The organism is Flavobacterium sp. Root901 (assembly GCF_001429765.1).
Lineage (GTDB): Bacteria > Bacteroidota > Bacteroidia > Flavobacteriales > Flavobacteriaceae > Flavobacterium.
Genome location: NZ_LMJB01000005.1, coordinates 1123638 through 1143365 on the forward strand (window position 1 = coordinate 1123638; position 19728 = coordinate 1143365).

Below are 19728 nucleotides of genomic sequence, written 5' to 3' on the forward strand. Positions count from 1 at the left end.
TGCTCTTTAATCTTTATTTTCTGCGGCCTATATTTTTATTACCATAATTCGAAAATAGCTTCGACCTCAACAGGAATATTATCCGGTAAAGAACCCATTCCTACTGCGCTTCTTACGCCAATTCCGTTTTCCTGTCCCCAAACTTCTGCAAACAATTCACTACAGCCGTTTATTACGTAGGGGTGTCTTAAAAAATCGCCATTGCAATTTACCATTCCAAGTACTTTTATAACTCTTTTTACTTTGTTCAGGCTTTCAAAATTGGTTACAATGGTAGAAAGCATGGTCAGGCCAACTTGTCTTGCGGCCAATTTGCCTTCTTCGATATCCATATCATCTCCAATACGTCCAATGATTAAAGATTTATCGTCGCGAACAGGACCGTGACCAGAAAGATATAAATATTTTCCGTCGACTAAATAAGGTTTATATATGCCCAGAGGCTGAGGTGCAGGCGGTAACGATAAGCCAAGAGCTTCGAATTTTTCCTGAGGCAGTAAATTCATGATATTAATGTATAATTGAGTTTAAAATAAAAACGAAAACAATTCCCAGAACAGATACTAATGATTCCATAACGGTCCATGATTTGAATGTGTCTTTGAGACTGATGTTAAAATATTCTTTAAACATCCAAAAACTTGGATCGTTTACATGTGAACACATTAAGCTTCCGGCGCCAACAGAAAGTACTAATAGGTTGGGGTCGAGGTCGGTAGTTTGTAACAAAGGTAATAAAACACTGGCAGTCATTAATCCGGCTGCTGTTGCAGAACCAACACAAATGCGAATAATCGCCGCCATTATCCACGCCAATAAATAAGGATGAATGTTTATTTGAGTTAAAGCTGCTACAATAGTTTCATTTACACCGCTTACAATCATAACTTCTTTCAGGCTTCCGGCGCCGCCTACGATTAACACAATCAAAGCGACATCTTTTATCGCAATGGCATAATCGTCCATAACAGAAGTAATACTTCGGTTCATTCTGATTCCTAACGTGTAGGTACAGAGAAGTAAAGAAATGAGCATAATCATACTTGGTTCTCCAATTGTTTTGCAAATATCAATCAGAGTTTCATTGTTCGAAATTAAAGGAAGTAATGAAGTAATGGTTAGGCCAAAAACCGGAAATAAAGCGGAGAATAAACTCAAGCCAAAACCGGGAAGTCTGCCTTCGGTTACAACTTCTTCGACATTTAAAATCTCATGGTCTGATTCGGTTTTAATGTTTTTAAGCAAATTAGAAAATAGCAAACCTGCAATAAATATGGTTGGAACAGCAATTATAATTCCGTAAACTAAAACCAGTCCAATATCAGAATTTAAAATACTGCTTAAAGCCATAGGAGACGGATGTGGAGGCAAAAAACCGTGTGCTACTGAAAGCGACGCCAGCATTGGAATTCCCAGATATACTTTTGATAGTTTAAATTGATGGGCTACTGAAAAGATTAGAGGTACTAACAAAACAAATCCAACACTATAAAATAGAGGTATCCCAACAATAAATCCGGTAATCATTAACCCAAGACGTACATATTTTCTGCCCGTCCATCCCATAACTGTTTTGGCAATAACATTGGCAGCACCTGATGAAACGGTAAGTTTACCAATACAGGTTCCAAAAACAATAATCAGCGTAACAGACCCTAACATTTCGCCCAAACCCTTTTGAACAGTTTGCGACAAAGTGCTTATAGGCAGGCCTAAAAACAGACCTGCTAATAAAGCTGTTATGATAAAGGCAATAAACGGATTGATTTTAAGCCAAGCAATTTGTATGATTAAAAATGCAATGCATGCCGTAAGAATTAAAATGCTCATTTATCTTTTTGTATAATATTATTTTTATCCCTAGCTAAGGATTAAAACTCTTCAATTTGTGCCGTTAGGCACTTAATATCGGTAGAAACAGGAATTAGAATATCTAGAGCGTGCCGTAGGTACACAATTGTTGTTGTTTTGTTGCGTACCTACGGCACGCCAATGGATTTGAAACTAATTTTCTACCGATATTAAGTGCCTAAAGGCACATTTCAATTCTTGATTCGTTTATTTATCCCACCAGATTTTTGTTGTAAAAACGTCTTCGCCCTGACGTTTAACTGCTTCTGCTAAGTTAGTTGAATTCACTGAATATTCACTGGTTGGATATTTGAAACGTCTTGGTATTGTGCCATTTGTAACGTTGCCCGGAAAATTTACCGGAATTAAAACGGGATAACCTGTTCTTCGCCAGTTGGCATAAACTTCCTGTTCGTCAACAAATAAAGCGATATAAATTTGGGTATGGATCTGATTCATTTTGGCTTCAAAAGATCCTGCTGCGTTATAGGGATTCGCTGTTAAATACGGTGCTGCATCCGGAATAGTATAAGCCGCGCCATAGATTCCCATATTTAAGAAAGAAGCCTGAACACCTTTTTCATATAAATCTTTATCTGATGCAGCATACCATCCTCTCGCAGCGGCTTCGGCTAAATATAAATTCGTTTCAGCATTGCTGATCAATACAAGCGGCGCATCATATCTGAAAACCGTACTTTGGTTAGGCTCAGAATACGCAGCTTGTTCTGTCGGCGTTGGGGCAATTTTTGTTCCGTTAGGAAAACCTTTCTGAACAGCAGGTGAAGTGTTTTGAACAGTTCCCTGCCAAACTCCTGCATAAACGCTTATTCTTGGATCTGCAGTTGATTTTAATAAATCGATAAATGTTTTGGCTAATTTTCCGCCTTCCACATTTTTTGTTCCGTAAGAACCTGCTGTAAAATCCTGTCTTCTCGAATCCAGACTAACCGGATTTCTGTTAAAATCATTTGGCCCATCTGTGTATTTCATGATAGCATTATCTGCAGTATTCAGGATTACACCCCCGGCAATGGCTTTTGTAACCCATGTTTGTGCCAGTGCAGGATCTACTTTTGTCAATCTTAATCCTAAACGAAGCATTAAAGAATAAGAGAACTTTTTCCATTTTGCTACATCTCCGTCATAAATAAAATCAGATTTGCCAAAACTTGGTTTTGCAGGGTCTAATGCCGCTGCCGCTTCTTCCAGCTCTTTTAATAAATCTTTATAAATAAATTCCTGAGTATCGTATTTTGGAAGAAAGATTTGCGTACTGTTTGCTTTTGCGGCTTCAGAATAAGGAATATCTCCATATAGATCTGTAATCCTGTGGTATAAATAAGCTTTCCAGATTCTGGCAATATTCAGTTTGTTGCTGTCGTTTGGATTGTTTTTTACTTCATTAATTACAATTTCAGTTTCGTTTAAAGCTGTTGGATAAGCCTGATTGAAATAAGCAGAAAAATAAACTTCGTTGCTTAAATATTTATCTCCCACGCCAGAAGCTTCTTTGTATGTTGCATAATGCTGCACTAATCCTCCGCATTCCAGTATATTAGTGAAAAAATAATTATTGTTTAGTCCGTCAAGTTGTGCTTTACTGAAAATATAATTTGCTGTTGGTTTTTCAACCACGTTTGGATTTGTATTAATTTCTTCAAAACCATCGGTACAGGATGTCATACTTCCTAAAAGTACACCTGTAATATATAAAAGGGTTATCTTTTTCATGTCTTTTAATTTAAAAATTAGAAATAAAGCAAGCTTAAAATTTGACATTTAAGTTTAGACCAAAACTTCTGGTTTTTGGTACTCCAAATTGTTCTACACCTTGTGCATTTCCGGCACTAAATACTGATTCCGGATCTACGTTTGGTGTTTTCTTATAAAGAATGAATAAGTTTCTTGCCACAAATGAAACCGAAGCGCCCTGAAGTTTTGATAATCCTTTTATTTTCTCGAGAGGTAAATCGTAACCTAAAATAATTTGTCTTAATTTGATAAAACTCGCATCATAAACAAATTCAGATGAAATGTTTCTTAAACCATCGTAGTATGTTCTTAGGTTTTCCGGAGCAATAACCATATCAACCGGATTTCCGTTTGTGTCTACACCTTTAATAGGCAAACCGGTTTCACGGCCTTCAAGCGTTAATTTGGTCAATCCCATACGAGTTCCGTATAAATTGGTTCCGGAGTATAAACTTCCTCCAAATTTACCATCGATCAGGAAACTCAATGAAATGTTTTTATATTTGAATTCATTGCTAATTCCTGCTGACCAGGGATGAACGCCCTGACCTAATTCCTGAAGAGGTCCCTGTGCAATAGTGGCAGATCCGCCGCTTACATTATAAACGGTGTTTCCATTGGCATCTTTTCGTGGTTTATACCCTTTTATAATACTGTAAGGACGTCCAACATCACTGGTTATTGTTACGTAGCCGTTTACAGAGGTTGCCATTGTAATAGAATTTAGCTGATCTGTAAGTGCTTCTACTTTGTTTTCATTATAAGATCCGTTTAAACTGGCATCCCAGGAGAAGTTGCCAGAATTAATGATTTTTCCACTTAATAAAAATTCAACTCCTTTGTTTCTCATTTTTCCTAAATTCAACAAAGCCGTATTAGCTCCTGAAGCAGTCGAAATAGTAGTTTCAACAATATCATTTGTAGTAGCGCGGTTGTACCACGCAAAATCAAGATTCAGGCGATTGTTAAAAAATCCTAAATCGGTTCCCACTTCAAATGTTGTGGAAGTCAACGGACTTAAAGTAGCATTTGGAACTCGTGAACTTGTTGGTCCTTGTACCTGCTGTCCGTTGTGTCCGCCCTGAATCATGGAGTATGATTGGTTTAGCGCATAAGGATCCGGTGTTGCTCCTCCAACTTGTGCCCATGAACTTCTTAGTTTGGCAAACGAAACAAATTCCGGCATTGTAAAAATGTCTGAAAGAATTATACTTGTTCCAACAGAAGGATAAAACACGGTATTGTTTTCTTTTGAAAGAGTAGAAAACCAATCCTGACGTCCGGTTAAATTCAGGAATACAATATTTTTATAATCGAAATCGGCGGCACCGTAAACAGAATTTGTTTTTGTTTTTCCGTAAGGATAACTATATGTCAGAGTAGACAAATTGCTTAAAGCATAAAAATTATCCAATACAAAGTTAGAACCTTCGACTCTTGTTTCATCTCTCAAAGTAGTACGGGAGTTTACTCCAACTAAAGCATTTAAAGAGAAATCATTATAGATGTTTTTCTTTGAATAATTAAGAATAGCTTCGGAATTTATGTTTGATAATTTCATTTTTGAACCCTGCGCATATCCAACCGGATTGTTTAAAGTTGTTTTTGGAATGTATCCGAAGAAATCATAATCGGTGTAATCTTGTCCAATTCTACCCTGAAGGAATAATTCCGGAGTGAAATTTACTTTGACATTCAGCATTCCGATAAAACGATTTTTAGTATCGCTGTTTTTAATTTTATTGACAACAAAATATGGATTTGTAGCAACAGCAACAGGGTTCCACGCTTCTTCAACTCCGTTTTCATCATAACCCGGGGCAAGATTTCTAATGTCAACAGTATTTCCAATCATGTAAGTTCCCCAGTTTGGGTTTGCCTCGGCATCAGAAACCGTGACTCTGTTATTTGATTTTTCCAGATTGTATTGTGCTACGACATCAAATTTTAACCAATTGGTCAGGTTAAGATTACTCGCCACATTGATGCTTTTTCTGTTGAAACCGGAATTAGGAACAACGCTTTCATTATCCATATTCGAGAACGAAAGACGACCTGTAGCTTTTTCATTTCCTCCTGATAAAGCCAGAGAGTTAATAAAAGTTGTTCCCGTTTCGTAGAAATTTTTAATATTATTTTTTTGCGCAACATATGGTCTTGCAACACCGTCAAACTGCACTACGTTACTTCCGTCAATTTTGGCACCCCATGACCAGCGGCCTGCAGCAACAGCTTCTGCCTGTGTAGTTGATTTTTTTCCATTTGCTCCGGAACCATATTCATACTGCCAGTCCGGAATAATAGAAGGGGTTTCAAATGTAAAGGAAGAATTATATTCAACTCCAATGCCTTTTTGGGCAGAACCTCTTTTTGTCTGAATTAAAATAACCCCGTTTGCAGCATTTGCTCCGTAAAGTGCAGCTGCTGTTCCTCCTTTTAAAACTGTAATGGTTTTAATATCGTCGGCATTAATTACAGAAGTTCCGTCGCCACGGTCAACATTTATTCTTGTTGATCCTGCACCGTTTCCAATTCCCGGTAAATTAAGCTGTGTATTGTCAATTGGTAAATCGTTGACTACATACATAGGCTGGTTGTTTCCGTTTAAAGATCCGTTTCCGCGAATAATAACTCTGGTAGAACCATTTGCTCCGGTTGCCGTGCTGCTTACATTTACACCGGCAATTTTTCCAACCAAGGCATTAGCAATATTCGTTTCTTTTGCTTTTGTAAATTCAGTCCCTTTAAGTTCGGTTACTGCATATGCTACTGCTTTAGTACTTTTTTTAACTCCAAGTGCGGTAACTAAAACTTGTTCCAAAACATTTTCTGCAGGTTTTAATCTTATAACTAAATCTGAAGTTTTGAGCAGGGCAAAAGATAAAGTTTCGTAGCCCATATAACTTACAATAATATGAACTTCGTTTTCCGGAACTTTTAATTTAAATTTTCCATTTTCATCAGATACTGCTGCTATTTTATTATTGCTTTCGGCATAAATAGAAGCTCCGGCAATTGGCATTCCGTCATCCTGACCCAATATTTGGCCCGAAATTTCAATCTGATTGCTTTGTTGTTCAAAAAGATGCTTTTTTATTGCAGTCTCTTTGGCGCTTGTGGAGAAGATGATTCCTCCAATAAACACTAATGAAATAAGCTTTGTTTTCATAATAGTTTGGTTTTCATGTTTTTTTTGGTTTTTTATTGGCAAATCAAATATAGATATTTATTTTTCACTTTTGCATTTTTTTTGCAATAACTGCATTTTTTTTGCAATAAGTTTTGTGGAAGTATTTTTATAATCTTAAAAAACAGTTGATTTTAAAAGGCATTTTGAAAAAATTTTGCAGAATATGCTTTTTTTACGAAAATCTATTTTAATCTTAAAATTCGTATTTTTGAAAAATGAAAATCGCATTAATTCAATCAGAACTCATTTGGGAAGATGTTTCGGCAAACAGAAAAAACTTCGAATCGAAAATAAATCAGCTCGATCAACAGGTTAATCTGATCGTTTTGCCGGAAATGTTTTCGACCGGTTTTACAATGAATCCGGCTGCTGTTGCAGAAACTATGGAAGGTGAAACTTTGTTGTGGATGAAAACTGTTGCCGAACAAAAAAACAGTGCCGTTACAGGAAGTGTGGTTATTACTGAAAAGGAAAACTATTATAATAGAATGTTTTTTGTTTTTCCTTCGGGAGAAGTTCAGTATTATGACAAGCGTCATTTATTTACATTGGCGGGCGAAGATAAATTCTACACTGCCGGAACTCAAAAAGTAATTGTTGATTATCTGGGCTGGAAGATTTGTCTTCAGGTTTGTTATGATTTACGATTTCCCGTTTTTGTACGAAATGTCGAAAATTACGATTTACTTCTATATGTTGCCAATTGGCCAAAAGTACGCACTAACGCGTGGGACGCTTTACTAAAAGCGCGCGCAATTGAAAATTTAAGTTATGTGGCGGGCGTAAACAGAATTGGACTGGACGCCAACAACTACGAACATACCGGACATTCGCAGGTTGTTGATTTCTTGGGAAATTATATTTTACAACCACAAGAAACAGATGGTGTTTTTGTGGTTGATTTGGATAAAAATGAAATGCTTGAAACCAGAAAAAAACTTGATTTTCTAAGCGATAAAGATATTTTTGAAATTAAAATTTAAAAAGCTTTTCGCTGTTTTTCTTCTTTCTTCTTCTTTTTCTCGTCTTCTTTTTTCTCTATTTCAGGGCTGTAAGGAACGCTTAAATCTATGTTTTGATCAACATCCCAATTGCTTCGAACATCAATTTCCTGCTGATAATAAAAAACTTCCTCGGCATACCTTTTGTCCATAAAACTTCCGGCATCATACATTTTATTTTTATTATCGTCGTAAATAATTCTTACTGTAAATTGAGTGGGTGCCAATAAATTGAATTCAATTTTGGTATTTCCTTCAGAATATTCACTGGCTAATACTTCATCGCCTTTTTTATTTGTTATTTCAACAATGATCGGAAAGCGTTTTACGTTTTTCAGATTCAAAACCAGATTTCCATAATCGGCGGCTTCTTTTGTGGTTAGTTTATACGATAAAGTATCGTTTGTTTTTTCATAGAAATCAGTTAGCGCGCCCGGGAAAAATGTAAAATTGTATTTTTCCAAAGGTTCTTTTTTGAAATCAAGATACAATTTCTGATGAAACTCATCGTATTCTGTTGTAAAATCAACAGCTGCAGAATCTTTATTGACCAATCTGATTTTTGTTTTATCAAATTTAACCAAAGGCGTTTCTGTTTCTAAAGTAAATCTTTCCCTAAAATTAATAATGCCATTTTGAACCGCTCTAATACTCAAAGTGTCTTTTTTCTGGTCTTTAATCCTTATATTGAATCTCTTCTTATAAGTATCCCGGCTTATTTCCAGTTGCAACGAATCGACTTTTAATGGTTTATACCAAACCTGCAGGGAATCTTTTTTAGGAAACTGCGTTACAATTGTCTGGAGTGTTTCTCCGTTATTTTTAAGTACAATTGCCGGTTTGTTGATTTTAAAATTCTGTTTTCCTTCATAAGGAAGCAATATTCTGTTACCTGAAGCCTGAATTGGTTTTACAGCTTTTAGCGGAAGCACTTCTTTAAATAAATTCAATTCAAAAAGTGTGTCATTTGGCACCGTGATAAAGTGTTTTATAAAACCTATTTTATCATCTTTCGGATTAAATTTATTATTGTTTGACTTGTCTTTTAAGGCAATTAAAAGATATTTTCCGGCCTTTAAATTCTCAAATTTAAAAGTTCGTAAGCTGTCCAAAGTGTTGGTTACATATCGTGGAAATTCTTTATAAATAACAGAATCTTTGTATTTGTCATTTGCTTCATATAACATTACCGATACAAAGTTGTCTACTTTCTTTTCGTAAGCATCTTTTATAGAGCCGCCAAGTGTAAGCGAATCAATATAAGGACCGGTCGAAAAAACATATTTAAATTGATTGATCGCATTTCCTTCATTATTGTCTGCAATGCTTTCTCCAAAATTAAAACTGTAAGTCGTATTGGGCTGTAAAGTGTCTTTGATTTCTATATTTAAAAACTTGCTGACTCCGGTTGGCGAAATTAAAGGCTCATTTTTCATTGGAGGTGAAATAATAAGCTGTTTGTTGAGGTTTTTTAATTTTACATACTCATCAAAAACCAATGTAATTTTATTTCCTTTAAAATTGGTGTTGTAATTTTTAGGAGCACTCGACACTAAAACCGGTGCCAAAGTGTCTTTTAATCCGCCGGTTATGCTGCCTCTTTTGGCGCAGCTCATCATTAATAATACAAGTAAAAATGAAACGTATTTGAGTTTGCTTTTAAACATAGCGGTTTTTAAATTTGATTGCACAAAATAACAATTATATTTGCTTTAATTGAAATTTTTTGGGCATTTATTAGGATTTGAAATTTTTGTCTTTTTTTAATTTTTTAAGAATCAAAAAAACTATAAGTAGATATAATTTCTTACTTTTGGGGTAAATATAATAGCACTTTGTTTTGATTAAAAGATTTTTTTGGGTTTTGTTATTTCTTTCTCTGCTGTCCTGCAGCAAAAAAGAACAGCCAATAATTTCTTTTTATTATTGGAAAACCAATTTGAAATTTTCTGAAACTGAAAAAGAAGTTTTAGAACAAAATAATGTCCGTAAACTGTATGTTCGTTATTTTGACATTGGACTTCATCCGGAAACAAAACTCCCAATTCCAATCAGTCCAATTCATTTTCAGGAAAACATGCAGCAATTTGAAATTGTTCCTGTGGTTTTTATCCAGAACAGAGTAATGCTGGAACAAAATCCTGATATTGAAGATCTGGCGCAAAAGACCATTCATTTAATTGACGAAATCAATAAAAAAAATAAAATAGTTTGTTCAGAAATTCAAATCGACTGCGACTGGACATTAAAAAGCAAAGATCATTATCTTAAATTTATTGAGCAGTTTAAGAAACTTTCGCAAAAAAAACTTTCAGCAACAATTAGACTTCATCAGGTAAAATATTTTAAAAAGACAAAAATCCCAAATGTTGATCATGGCATTTTAATGTTTTATAATATGGGAACTATTGCTGCAGATTCTCTGAATTCAATTTACGACAAAAAAATCTCAGAGAAATATCTTGAAAGTTTAAAGAAATATCCGCTTCATCTGGATTATGCCTTACCAATTTATTCGTGGGCAATTCATATCAGAAATCAAAAAGTGCTGGGACTTCGTTCTAAATTAAATTTCAGCGAACTTAAAAAAGATAAAAATTTTGAACAGATAAGCCCGATATTTTTCAGGGTGAAACAATCTAATTATAAAAACGGTGTTTATTATGAAGAAAATGATCTGCTGAAAACAGAGACAATTTCTTCTGAAAATTTAAAGGAAATGGCGGAGGATTTAAGCGAATATTCAGCGCAGACTCCAAAAGAAATTATATTTTACGATTTAGACGAATTCAATTTAAACAATTATGAAAAAAATATTTTTGAGCAGGTTATTTCTTGTTTCTAGTGTTGTTGTACTTTCTGCTTACGGAATTATTTATGCCTGTGCAGGAGGCGACGATTGGGATCTTTTTCAGTACAATTCAAATTTTACGCCCGAAACATTTGCAGATAAATCCTATTCTCCGTTGTTTTTGTCGGGAGATATTTTCTACGGAATTGGATTTGATACCCAGCACAATTCTCGTTTCAACGAAAATATAAAATCAGATTGGGGAACTTATCTGAAAGGGAAAGCAGACACAACAACTGTAAATTACTTTTTGATTGGTGATGAAAAGCCGAGGTATTATTCTGATGAAAAAAGTACCATTAAAAATAAAGAAGAAATTACCAATCTTCACGTTTATTATAAAAATAAAAAAGAGAATTCGACTTCTTTAAAATGGGGAAAAAAGATGCCTCTGAAAGATGAAAAAGTAAAAAGCTTTGTTGAATTTTTGTATTTGGCACAAAAAATCGAAACGGTTTCAATTGGAGAAGATTACTGGAGTTACGATCCGGTTCCGGTTAAAACTTTTGACGATGCAAAAATGATTCAGTCAATTGAAAATGTTTACAATACAATTTCAGATCCTTTTTTAAAGAACCGATATTGGTTTTTAACCATGAAAGCTCGTTTTTACAGCGATGACAAAAAGAAAGCAATTGAGTTTTTTAATAAAACAGAAAGTTCGGTTCCTAAAAATGTATTGTATTACCGCGCGCTTTCGTATGTGGCCGGAATCAATTATAAGCAGAAAAAATATGCAGTTTCAAATTATTTGTACGCTCAGGTTTTTGATAAATGTCCTGAACTACGCGTTGTGACGGCTTATAGTTTTAGTCCAAAAAATGAATCTGACTGGACAAAAGCACTTGCAATGGCTAAAAATAACAACGAAAAAGCGGCACTTTGGGCAATTCACGGCTATTATAAAGATGAAAAACAAGCCATTGAAAAAATTTATGAATTAGATCCAAAAAGTGAACATTTAAATTATCTGGCAACCAGATTGGTAAATAAACAGGAACAGGCCATTAATAATTCGTTTCAGCAAAATGCTGGAGAAAACCAGCCAATGAAAGTTCAAAGCGTTGCCGAAAATAAAGCAGAAAATCAGGTTAAGGTTGATAAATCAGCTTTAGATTTAGTGGCAAAAATTGCTGCTGCAGGAAACACTGCAAGACCCTATTTATGGGATTTGTCACAGGGTTATCTGCAAACGCTAAAAGGAGATTATACAAATGCTGACAAAAGTTTTGACAAAGCAGCAAAAACGCTTCCTAAAACAGAACTGGCAGGAATGCAGCTTCGTTTACTTCGTTTTGTGAATAATCTGAGCAAAATCGATAAATTGACAGATAAAAATGAGAAAACCATTCTGGCCGATTTAAACTGGCTTTATCAGGAGCTTCCAAAAACATACAAAGGACGAGAGTTTCGTTACCAAAATGCCGCACAATGGAGCCAGAATTATTTATCGGCACTTTATAAAGCACAAGGCAATAGAGTTATGGCTGAATTGTTTAGCCAATCTCCTTACGGTTACTGGAATGATGGAAATTCATTTTATGACAATGAAAAGGATTTGTTAGATATGAAATCATTTTTGGCTAAGACAAATAAAACCGAAATCGAAAATACCGGTGCGGGAATTTATAATTTAAAATTAAAAGATATTAATAATTTCCAGGCTGTTCAGTCAACTTTTAAAAATAAAATTCCTGAAGCGATCGCCTTTATGCAGCAAACCGATTCTGTTCAATATTATAAGTTTTTGGGAAATCCGTTTAACGGAAGTATAAAAGACTGCCACGATTGTGATCATGCTGCATATCAAAAGAAAAAATACACCTTTATTGATTTCCTGAATACCATAAAAGAGATGCAGGATAAACTGGCCAATAAGGAAGATGTGTATACAAACAGCCTGCTTTTAGGAAATGCCTTTTATAATATTTCTCATTTTGGAAACGGAAGAACTTTCTACGAAATAAATATTGTGGGTTACGGCTCAAGTCCGTATTCTTTTAGAGACGCGATGAAAAAGATGATTACGAATTGTGATGTTTCGAAATCGTATTATCAAAAAGCATTGCAGGCCGCCGCAACAAAAGAACAAAAAGCAAAATGTGTTTATTTGATTTCGAAATGCGAACGAAACGAATACTATAATAACAAATACAATAATGTTCGAAATTGGTGGGCTGTTGAAGATGATAAAATTAATTTTATCGCATGGAACGGCTTTAAAACATTGCAAAAAGAATATTCGGATACAAAATATTATCAGGATGTAATTGCTGAGTGCGGTTACTTTAATACTTATGTTAATCAATCAAAATAAACCATGGTTAATAAAATAGAACATATCGGAATTGCGGTAAAAAACATGAACGATGCCAATGAATTGTTTGAAAAATTATTGGGAGTTCCGTCTTATAAAGAAGAAACGGTAGAAAGTGAAGGTGTCTTGACTTCTTTTTTTCAGACCGGAACGAATAAAATTGAACTTTTGACGGCGACAAATCCGGAAAGTCCTATTGCAAAGTTTTTAGAGAAAAAAGGAGAAGGAATTCATCATATCGCTTTTGATGTTGAAGATATTCATGCCGAGATTTCCCGCCTGAAAAATGAAGGCTTTGTATTGATAAACGAAACTCCGAAGAAAGGCGCCGACAATAAACTGGTAGTTTTTCTGCATCCGAAGAATACAAATGGCGTTTTAGTTGAGCTTTGTCAGGAAATAAAATAAAAAATATCAGTTTTTGATTTTAAATAAGGTATTGAAAATCAATCTTGTTTTTAAAACTGGGACTTTGAATTGAAATTAAATGCAAATCATGTCTTAAAATATTTGGAGTGAACGAAAAATAGTAGTAATATTGCATCCTCTAAACCGGTCCTATAGCTCAGCTGGTTAGAGCACCTGACTCATAATCAGGTGGTCCCTGGTTCGAGCCCAGGTGGGACCACTTCTTTAGAATAGAAAGCCTTTACAGAAATGTAAAGGCTTTTTTGTTTTCGATTTAATTCTTCTTCAGAAGAAAATAAAGTAACTTTATGTTTCAAAGACCGATTTTAATTTCAAGAAGATGGATAATTTAACTCCCGAACAACGGAGAAAAAACATGCAGGCCATAAAAAGCACGGCAACTACGCAGGAGGTAAAACTTGCAAAGGCGTTGTGGGAATTGGGTTATCGGTATCGAAAAAACAATAAAAAAGTATTTGGCAAACCTGATTTGACTTTTGCAAAATATAAAATAGCCATTTTTATCGACAGTGAATTTTTTCATGGTAAGGATTGGGAAACGCAGCAATTAAGAATCAAATCAAATCGCGAATACTGGATTCCGAAAATCGAACGCAATATGAAACGTGATATAGAAGTCAATACGTATTTGATTTCTAAAAAATGGAAAGTGATTCGGTTTTGGAGTAAAGAAGTTCAGAAACAATTGGATCTTTGTATTTTGAAAATTCAGGAAGAAATTGAACTTTCAAAAACCAAAACAGAACAAAAGAGCAATTGAAATTTATGCTTTTTCTTTTTTCTTTTGTTTCGCTTCTACTTTTTTAATCACTTTAAAAATTTCCTCTGCCAATCTTTGGATTACTGGCATGCTGACCGAATTTCCTGCTTGTTTGTATAAACTCGAATTTGAAATTGGAGGCAGTTTATAGTCATCAGGAAAACCCTGAAGTCTGAAACATTCTCTTGGAGTAAGTTTTCTAAAACCAAAATCGGTTGTAATGATCGGAACGTTATGTCCGCCGGTTCCCATGTTGGCCGTAAGAGTAGGGCATAAGCCGGCTTTGTTTTCTCTAACGTATTGTCTTCTAAATTGATATATTCGGTTTTTGTCTACAACTGCTTCTTTGAGTTTGCTGTACATATACTTGTCTTCTCCATAATAAAATTTATCAGAAACTTTTTCTGTTATAATTAAATCTTTAAGAGATCGGGTTAGCCGCTCTTTTTCGGGGAATTCAAATTTGAAATTTTTATTGTTTATAAAGTTTTTGTCAAAGGCAATCATGAAAAGTCTTTCTCTGTTGTGAGGAGTATTTCCAAAATCTTTTGTGTTCAAAATTGAACTATGAAAAGTGTAATTGCGTTTTTTTATTTCGCTTCTTATAACTTTTAATGTGTTTCCTTTGTCATGGCTTTTTAAGTTTTTCACATTTTCAAGAAATACAACTTTTGGTCTCATTTCATCAATGAAATCTAAAATTTTGAAAAAATGGTTTCCACGGCTGTCATCAAAACCTTTTCTATACCCGGCAAGAGAAAATGGCTGACAGGGAAATCCGGCAGTTAAGATGTCAATTTTGTCGAGAGCAGTAACCTCTAATTCCATTACATTGCCCTCAATAAGTTTGTGCCCGAAGTTGTTTCTATAGGTAACACAGGCTTTTTTGTCGAGTTCATTGGCCCATTTTAATTCAAACCCGGCTTTTTCAAAACCTAGGCATATTCCGCCTACGCCTGCATATAAACTTCCAACGGTATATTTATTTTCCATTTATTAATTGCTGTTTGACCTAAAATAAATTCTGAAGATTTGCTGCTTTAACTTTGCTGGATGCAAATATATTTAATTCATATAATATTTAATTGTGCTTCAAAATTGAAAAAATAAGACCAGCAAGTTTTTTCGAATTTTTAAATTACAGTTCTTTCTGACTTATTGAAAATTCATGTCTTTTTTTAAAGAAATAATTTTGTTTTGATTTTTATCAAATTTAAAGATCTGATTCAAAATGCTTTTTAGGGTTTGTTTTTTTAATTTTATATAATAAATAACTGGTTTTCAGAGTTTAATATGTGTTCTTTGAGCAGCATATATTTAATGGATAAATAGGAACTTTAGTATTTTTTGACTAAATTGTGCTGTTTTTAAATCTAAATTAGATTGCAGTTCGTATATTATTTTTACATCACTTTATTGTTTATAAAGTTGTTTTTTTGTAAAAATCGTATACTTTTGCCAAAGAATTTCCTTGTAGACAACATTTTTATGATGGATATCTATAAAAATATTTGCCCCTAGTATTATTATATCGAATTTCAGCAAGTTTAACCTATGAAAATAATAAGGATTATTTTATTCGCACTTTTAATTATATCAAATGTGCCAGGTGTTTTAGCCAATACACCACCGCCTCCGGCTCCAACGGCAAAAAATGCATCTACAAATGCTACTTTGGATGATGATACGCCGCCTCCGCCTGGATTGCCAATAAATGAAGATTTACCATTTTTAATTGGTGCAGGACTAATTTTAGGAATGACAATTATTTATAGAAATAGAATAAAAAAAGCTTCAATGTAAATTGAAGCTTTTTTTGTAAAGTAAATTTTCTTCTTACTTATTAATAGAATAAAGCCGCGAAATGTATTTTCCAACAACATCAAATTCCAAATTGATTTTTGTACCCACTTTAAAATCTTTGAAATTAGTGTTTTCAAAAGTATAAGGGATAATCGAAACGCTGAATTCATTTGTTTTAGAATTTACAACCGTTAAGCTTACGCCATTAACTGTAATCGAGCCTTTTTCGATTGTAATATTGTTAAGATTGCTGTCGTATTCAAAAGTATAATTCCAGCTTCCGTTTGCTTCTTCAATTTTGGTACATACTCCTGTCTGGTCTACGTGTCCCTGAACAATATGTCCGTCAAGGCGGTCTCCCAGTTTCATCCCTCTTTCAAGGTTTACGATATCGTTTACTTTCCAGTCTCCAATATTGGTTTTCAAAATCGTCTCTTCGATAGCAGTAACCGTATAAAAGGAATCTTTTACAGCAACAACTGTAAGGCATATTCCGTTATGAGAAACACTTTGGTCAATTTTCAATTCATTGGTAATTGAGGAGTCGACCGTAACGTGTAAGTTGTTTTTGTCTTTTTGTATTTCGTGGATTCTTCCAAGTGTTTCAATAATTCCTGTAAACATTGTAGTTTTATTTTACTAAATTTGCACATCAAAATTAGTAATAAATAAGCTGAGCTCATGAATAAAAAAGCAGAAAATATAATTGTTGGAATTTCAGTTGGAGATTTAAACGGTATTGGAAGCGAAGTTATATTAAAAACATTCGAAGATTCACGAATGCTGGAATTGTGTACGCCGGTTATTTTTGCAAATGCTAAAATACTTTCTTTCGTTAAAAAAAGTTTTACTTCGACAGTACAATTTCATGGTGTAGACAAACTAGATCAGGTTATTCCGGGAAAAGTAAATGTATATAATCTTTGGAGAGAAGGAGTTGATATTAATTTAGGAGTAAACGATGAAAAAATTGGCGAATACGCTGTGAAATCTTTTGTTGCGGCTACTAAAGCTTTAAAAGAAGGTTCTATAGATGTTTTGGTTACGGCACCAATCAATAAATATAATATTCAGTCAGAAGATTTTAAATTTCCGGGACATACAGATTATTTAGATCAGGAGTTAGAAGGAAATGCACTTATGATGATGGTTCAGGATAATTTAAGAGTGGGCCTGCTGACAGATCATGTGCCTTTAAGTGAAGTTTCATCACATTTGACAGAAGAATTAATAATAAGAAAAATCGAAACAGTAAAAAAATCTTTAATTCAGGATTTTAGTATTGTTAAGCCAAAAATTGCAGTTTTAGGATTAAATCCGCATTGTGGGGATGGCGGAGTGATAGGCAAAGAAGATGATTTGATATTAAAACCGGTATTGAAAAAAATATTTGACAGCGGAACTTTGGTTTTTGGGCCTTTTTCTGCCGATGGATTTTTTGGAAGCGGACAATATGAAAAATATGATGCCATTGTTGCTACCTACCACGATCAGGGATTAATTCCGTTTAAAACATTGTCTTTTGGTAAAGGTGTAAATTATACGGCGGGATTAAGTAAGGTAAGAACATCGCCGGATCATGGTACAGGCTATGATATTGCGGGAAAAGACATGGCAGATTTTAATTCATTTAAAGAAGCCGTTTATCTTGCCCTGGATATTTTTCGCTCTCGTAATCAGTATGAGGAGATTAGCGAAAAACCTCTTAAAATAAAAGAAAAACAGATATAAACAAAAAAAGGTGAATAAGATTATTAGATTTATAATAATTTTATATCTTTGCACCCCAATTCAGATATGTAGTTTCGTATTTGAATTAAACAAATTGATGTTGAAATGAGCAAATCAAAAGAATTTTTAATTCCTTTTATAGGGTTAAAGCTGGGAAAACACCATTTTGAGTATCAAATAAATAACACGTTCTTTAAGGACTTTGACTATGATGAGTTTCAAAGTTCAGATATTAAAGTGAGTTTGGTTTTCGAAAAGAAAAACAACATGTTAGAGTTAGAATTCAAGCACAAAGGAACCGTAAACGTACCTTGTGATTTAACCGGCGAAGATTTTGATTTACCAATTAAAGGGAAAATGAAATTGATTGTTCGCTTTGGAGATGAATTCAATAATGATAATGAAGAATTGTTGATTTTGCCACATGGAGAACATGAATTAGATGTGTCACAATACATTTATGAAATGATTGCACTTTCAGTGCCCCAAAAAAGAATTCATCCCGGTGTTAAAGACGGAACATTACAAACCGAAGCTTTGACAAAACTGAATGAATTAAGCGTAAAAGAACAAAAGGAAGAGAGTAAACAAGAAGAAGATATTGACCCGCGTTGGGAAAAATTAAAGAAACTATTAACGGATAAATAATATAGTAAAATGGCACATCCTAAGAGAAAAACCTCGAAAACAAGAAGAGATAAGAGAAGAACACATTATAAAGCTACTGTAGCTCAAATCGCTACATGTCCTATTACTGGTGAAGCACATTTATACCACAGAGCTTACTGGCATGAAGGTAAAATGTACTACAGAGGGCAAGTTGTTATCGATAAATCTGAAGCGGTTGCTTAATACGTTTTTGTAAATTATACTAGAACTCTCACATAGTGAGAGTTTTTTTTGTTGGTTATAATTTTTGTTTTTTAAGAAAATACAGGCAAATTCGTTTCAATTTTTTTTGTAATTTTCGAGTCTTTTAAAAATTTTTCAAATAATAATATTTGAAAGGAAATAATAGAATATAATGAATACAATCACAGCCGCAATTACCGCTGTTGGAGGATACGTTCCGGACTTTGTTCTTTCTAACAAAGTATTGGAAACAATGGTAGATACCAATGATGAATGGATTACCACTCGTACAGGAATTAAAGAGAGAAGAATTCTTAAAGATGCTGATAAAGGAACATCTTACCTTGCCATAAAAGCAGCACAGGATTTAATTGCAAAAGCAAATATTGATCCTCTTGAAATTGACATGGTTATCATGGCAACGGCAACACCGGATATGATGGTGGCTTCTACAGGAGTTTTTGTTGCAACAGAAATTGGAGCAGTAAATGCATTTGCATACGATTTGCAGGCGGCATGTTCAAGTTTTTTATACGGAATGTCTACAGCTGCGGCTTATGTACAATCTGGAAGATATAAAAAAGTATTATTAATTGGTGCAGATAAAATGTCATCGATTGTAGATTATACAGACAGAGCAACTTGTATTATTTTTGGTGACGGAGCCGGTGCAGTTCTTTTTGAACCAAATCATGAAGGTCTTGGTTTGCAGGATGAATATTTAAGAAGTGATGGCGTAGGACGCGATTTTCTTAAAATTCCTGCAGGAGGTTCTTTGATTCCGCCTAGTGAAGAAACTATTAGAAACAGACAGCATAATATTATGCAGGATGGGAAAACTGTTTTCAAATATGCTGTGACCAATATGGCTGATGCAAGTGAATTGATCTTACAAAGAAATAACCTGACAAATCAGGATGTTGACTGGTTAGTACCACATCAGGCTAATAAACGTATTATTGATGCTACTGCAGGAAGATTAGAATTGGAAGATTCTAAAGTGTTAGTAAACATTGAAAGATATGGTAATACTACTTCGGGTACTTTGCCATTAGTCTTAGCTGACTTTGAAGATAAGCTTAAAAAAGGAGATAATGTTATTTTTGCCGCTTTTGGTGGTGGATTCACTTGGGGATCTATCTATTTAAAATGGGCTTACGATAAGAAATAAATTAAAACTAAAAACGA

Annotated in this window: 17 protein-coding genes and 1 tRNA gene; 11 read left to right on the forward strand and 7 right to left on the reverse strand. The window is 34.2% G+C overall.

Annotated elements, in window-relative coordinates:
• Window positions 1–38 precede the first annotated feature (38 nt).
• From ASE21_RS08550 to ASE21_RS08565, 4 genes are all read right to left on the reverse strand, one after another.
• Complete coding sequence (locus ASE21_RS08550; RefSeq protein ID WP_057122175.1) at window positions 39–506, reverse strand: RidA family protein; 468 nt, start codon at window positions 504–506, stop codon at window positions 39–41.
• 4 nt (window positions 507–510) lie between these two features.
• Entirely contained in the window at window positions 511–1830 is a 1320-nt protein-coding gene (locus ASE21_RS08555; protein ID WP_057122176.1) for a GntP family permease, read from the reverse strand.
• Window positions 1831–2058: 228 nt separating this feature from the next.
• Entirely contained in the window at window positions 2059–3585 is a 1527-nt protein-coding gene (locus tag ASE21_RS08560; RefSeq protein ID WP_057122372.1) for a SusD/RagB family nutrient-binding outer membrane lipoprotein, read from the reverse strand.
• A 34-nt stretch (window positions 3586–3619) separates the two neighbouring features.
• Window positions 3620–6775, reverse strand: a complete 3156-nt coding sequence (locus tag ASE21_RS08565; protein WP_057122373.1) for a SusC/RagA family TonB-linked outer membrane protein — start codon at window positions 6773–6775, stop codon at window positions 3620–3622.
• A gap of 236 nt (window positions 6776–7011) precedes the next feature.
• On the opposite strand from ASE21_RS08565, the gene ASE21_RS08570 reads away from it, so the two are divergent.
• Entirely contained in the window at window positions 7012–7779 is a 768-nt protein-coding gene (locus ASE21_RS08570) for an amidohydrolase (protein ID WP_057122177.1), read from the forward strand.
• Here ASE21_RS08570 and ASE21_RS08575 read toward each other — a convergent pair.
• Complete coding sequence (locus ASE21_RS08575; RefSeq protein WP_057122178.1) at window positions 7776–9464, reverse strand: Ig-like domain-containing protein; 1689 nt, start codon at window positions 9462–9464, stop codon at window positions 7776–7778. The genes ASE21_RS08570 and ASE21_RS08575 overlap by 4 nt on opposite strands.
• Window positions 9465–9661: 197 nt before the next feature.
• On the opposite strand from ASE21_RS08575, the gene ASE21_RS08580 reads away from it, so the two are divergent.
• From ASE21_RS08580 to ASE21_RS08600, 5 genes are all read left to right on the forward strand, one after another.
• On the forward strand, window positions 9662–10642 hold the full coding sequence (locus ASE21_RS08580) for a hypothetical protein (RefSeq protein WP_242410239.1): 981 nt from the start codon (window positions 9662–9664) through the stop codon (window positions 10640–10642).
• Window positions 10602–12965 carry a hypothetical protein gene (locus ASE21_RS08585; RefSeq protein ID WP_057122180.1) on the forward strand — a complete coding sequence of 788 codons (2364 nt, stop codon included), beginning with the start codon at window positions 10602–10604 and terminating at the stop codon, window positions 12963–12965. The genes ASE21_RS08580 and ASE21_RS08585 overlap by 41 nt, the downstream gene beginning before the upstream one ends.
• A 3-nt stretch (window positions 12966–12968) precedes the next feature.
• Window positions 12969–13373, forward strand: coding sequence for a methylmalonyl-CoA epimerase (mce, locus tag ASE21_RS08590; RefSeq protein WP_057122181.1), 405 nt, complete (start codon window positions 12969–12971; stop codon window positions 13371–13373).
• A gap of 146 nt (window positions 13374–13519) precedes the next feature.
• Window positions 13520–13593, forward strand: a tRNA-Ile gene (locus ASE21_RS08595).
• A 120-nt stretch (window positions 13594–13713) separates the two neighbouring features.
• Complete coding sequence (locus tag ASE21_RS08600; RefSeq protein WP_057122182.1) at window positions 13714–14154, forward strand: very short patch repair endonuclease; 441 nt, start codon at window positions 13714–13716, stop codon at window positions 14152–14154.
• Window positions 14155–14157: 3 nt separating this feature from the next.
• Here ASE21_RS08600 and dcm read toward each other — a convergent pair whose 3' ends face one another.
• Complete coding sequence (gene dcm, locus ASE21_RS08605) at window positions 14158–15147, reverse strand: DNA (cytosine-5-)-methyltransferase (RefSeq protein ID WP_057122183.1); 990 nt, start codon at window positions 15145–15147, stop codon at window positions 14158–14160.
• Between the two features lie 561 nt (window positions 15148–15708).
• On the opposite strand from dcm, the gene ASE21_RS08610 reads away from it, so the two are divergent.
• Window positions 15709–15957, forward strand: a complete 249-nt coding sequence (locus ASE21_RS08610; protein WP_057122184.1) for a hypothetical protein — start codon at window positions 15709–15711, stop codon at window positions 15955–15957.
• A gap of 33 nt (window positions 15958–15990) precedes the next feature.
• Here the strand turns inward: ASE21_RS08610 and ASE21_RS08615 are convergent, their stop codons facing one another.
• Window positions 15991–16581 (reverse strand): riboflavin synthase, encoded by a 591-nt coding sequence (locus tag ASE21_RS08615; protein ID WP_057122185.1) that lies wholly within the window; start codon window positions 16579–16581, stop codon window positions 15991–15993.
• A gap of 57 nt (window positions 16582–16638) precedes the next feature.
• Here ASE21_RS08615 and pdxA point away from each other — a divergent pair, with 57 nt between their 5' ends.
• The 4 genes from pdxA (at window position 16639) to ASE21_RS08635 (ending at window position 19711) form a co-directional block, all read left to right on the forward strand.
• Complete coding sequence (pdxA, locus tag ASE21_RS08620) at window positions 16639–17688, forward strand: 4-hydroxythreonine-4-phosphate dehydrogenase PdxA (protein ID WP_057122186.1); 1050 nt, start codon at window positions 16639–16641, stop codon at window positions 17686–17688.
• A 105-nt stretch (window positions 17689–17793) separates the two neighbouring features.
• A complete protein-coding gene (locus tag ASE21_RS08625) occupies window positions 17794–18336 on the forward strand; it encodes a YceD family protein (protein WP_057122187.1) in 543 nt (180 codons plus the stop codon).
• Between the two features lie 9 nt (window positions 18337–18345).
• On the forward strand, window positions 18346–18540 hold the full coding sequence (rpmF, locus tag ASE21_RS08630) for a 50S ribosomal protein L32 (protein ID WP_008465217.1): 195 nt from the start codon (window positions 18346–18348) through the stop codon (window positions 18538–18540).
• A gap of 172 nt (window positions 18541–18712) precedes the next feature.
• A complete protein-coding gene (locus ASE21_RS08635) occupies window positions 18713–19711 on the forward strand; it encodes a beta-ketoacyl-ACP synthase III (RefSeq protein ID WP_057122188.1) in 999 nt (332 codons plus the stop codon).
• Window positions 19712–19728 lie beyond the last annotated feature (17 nt).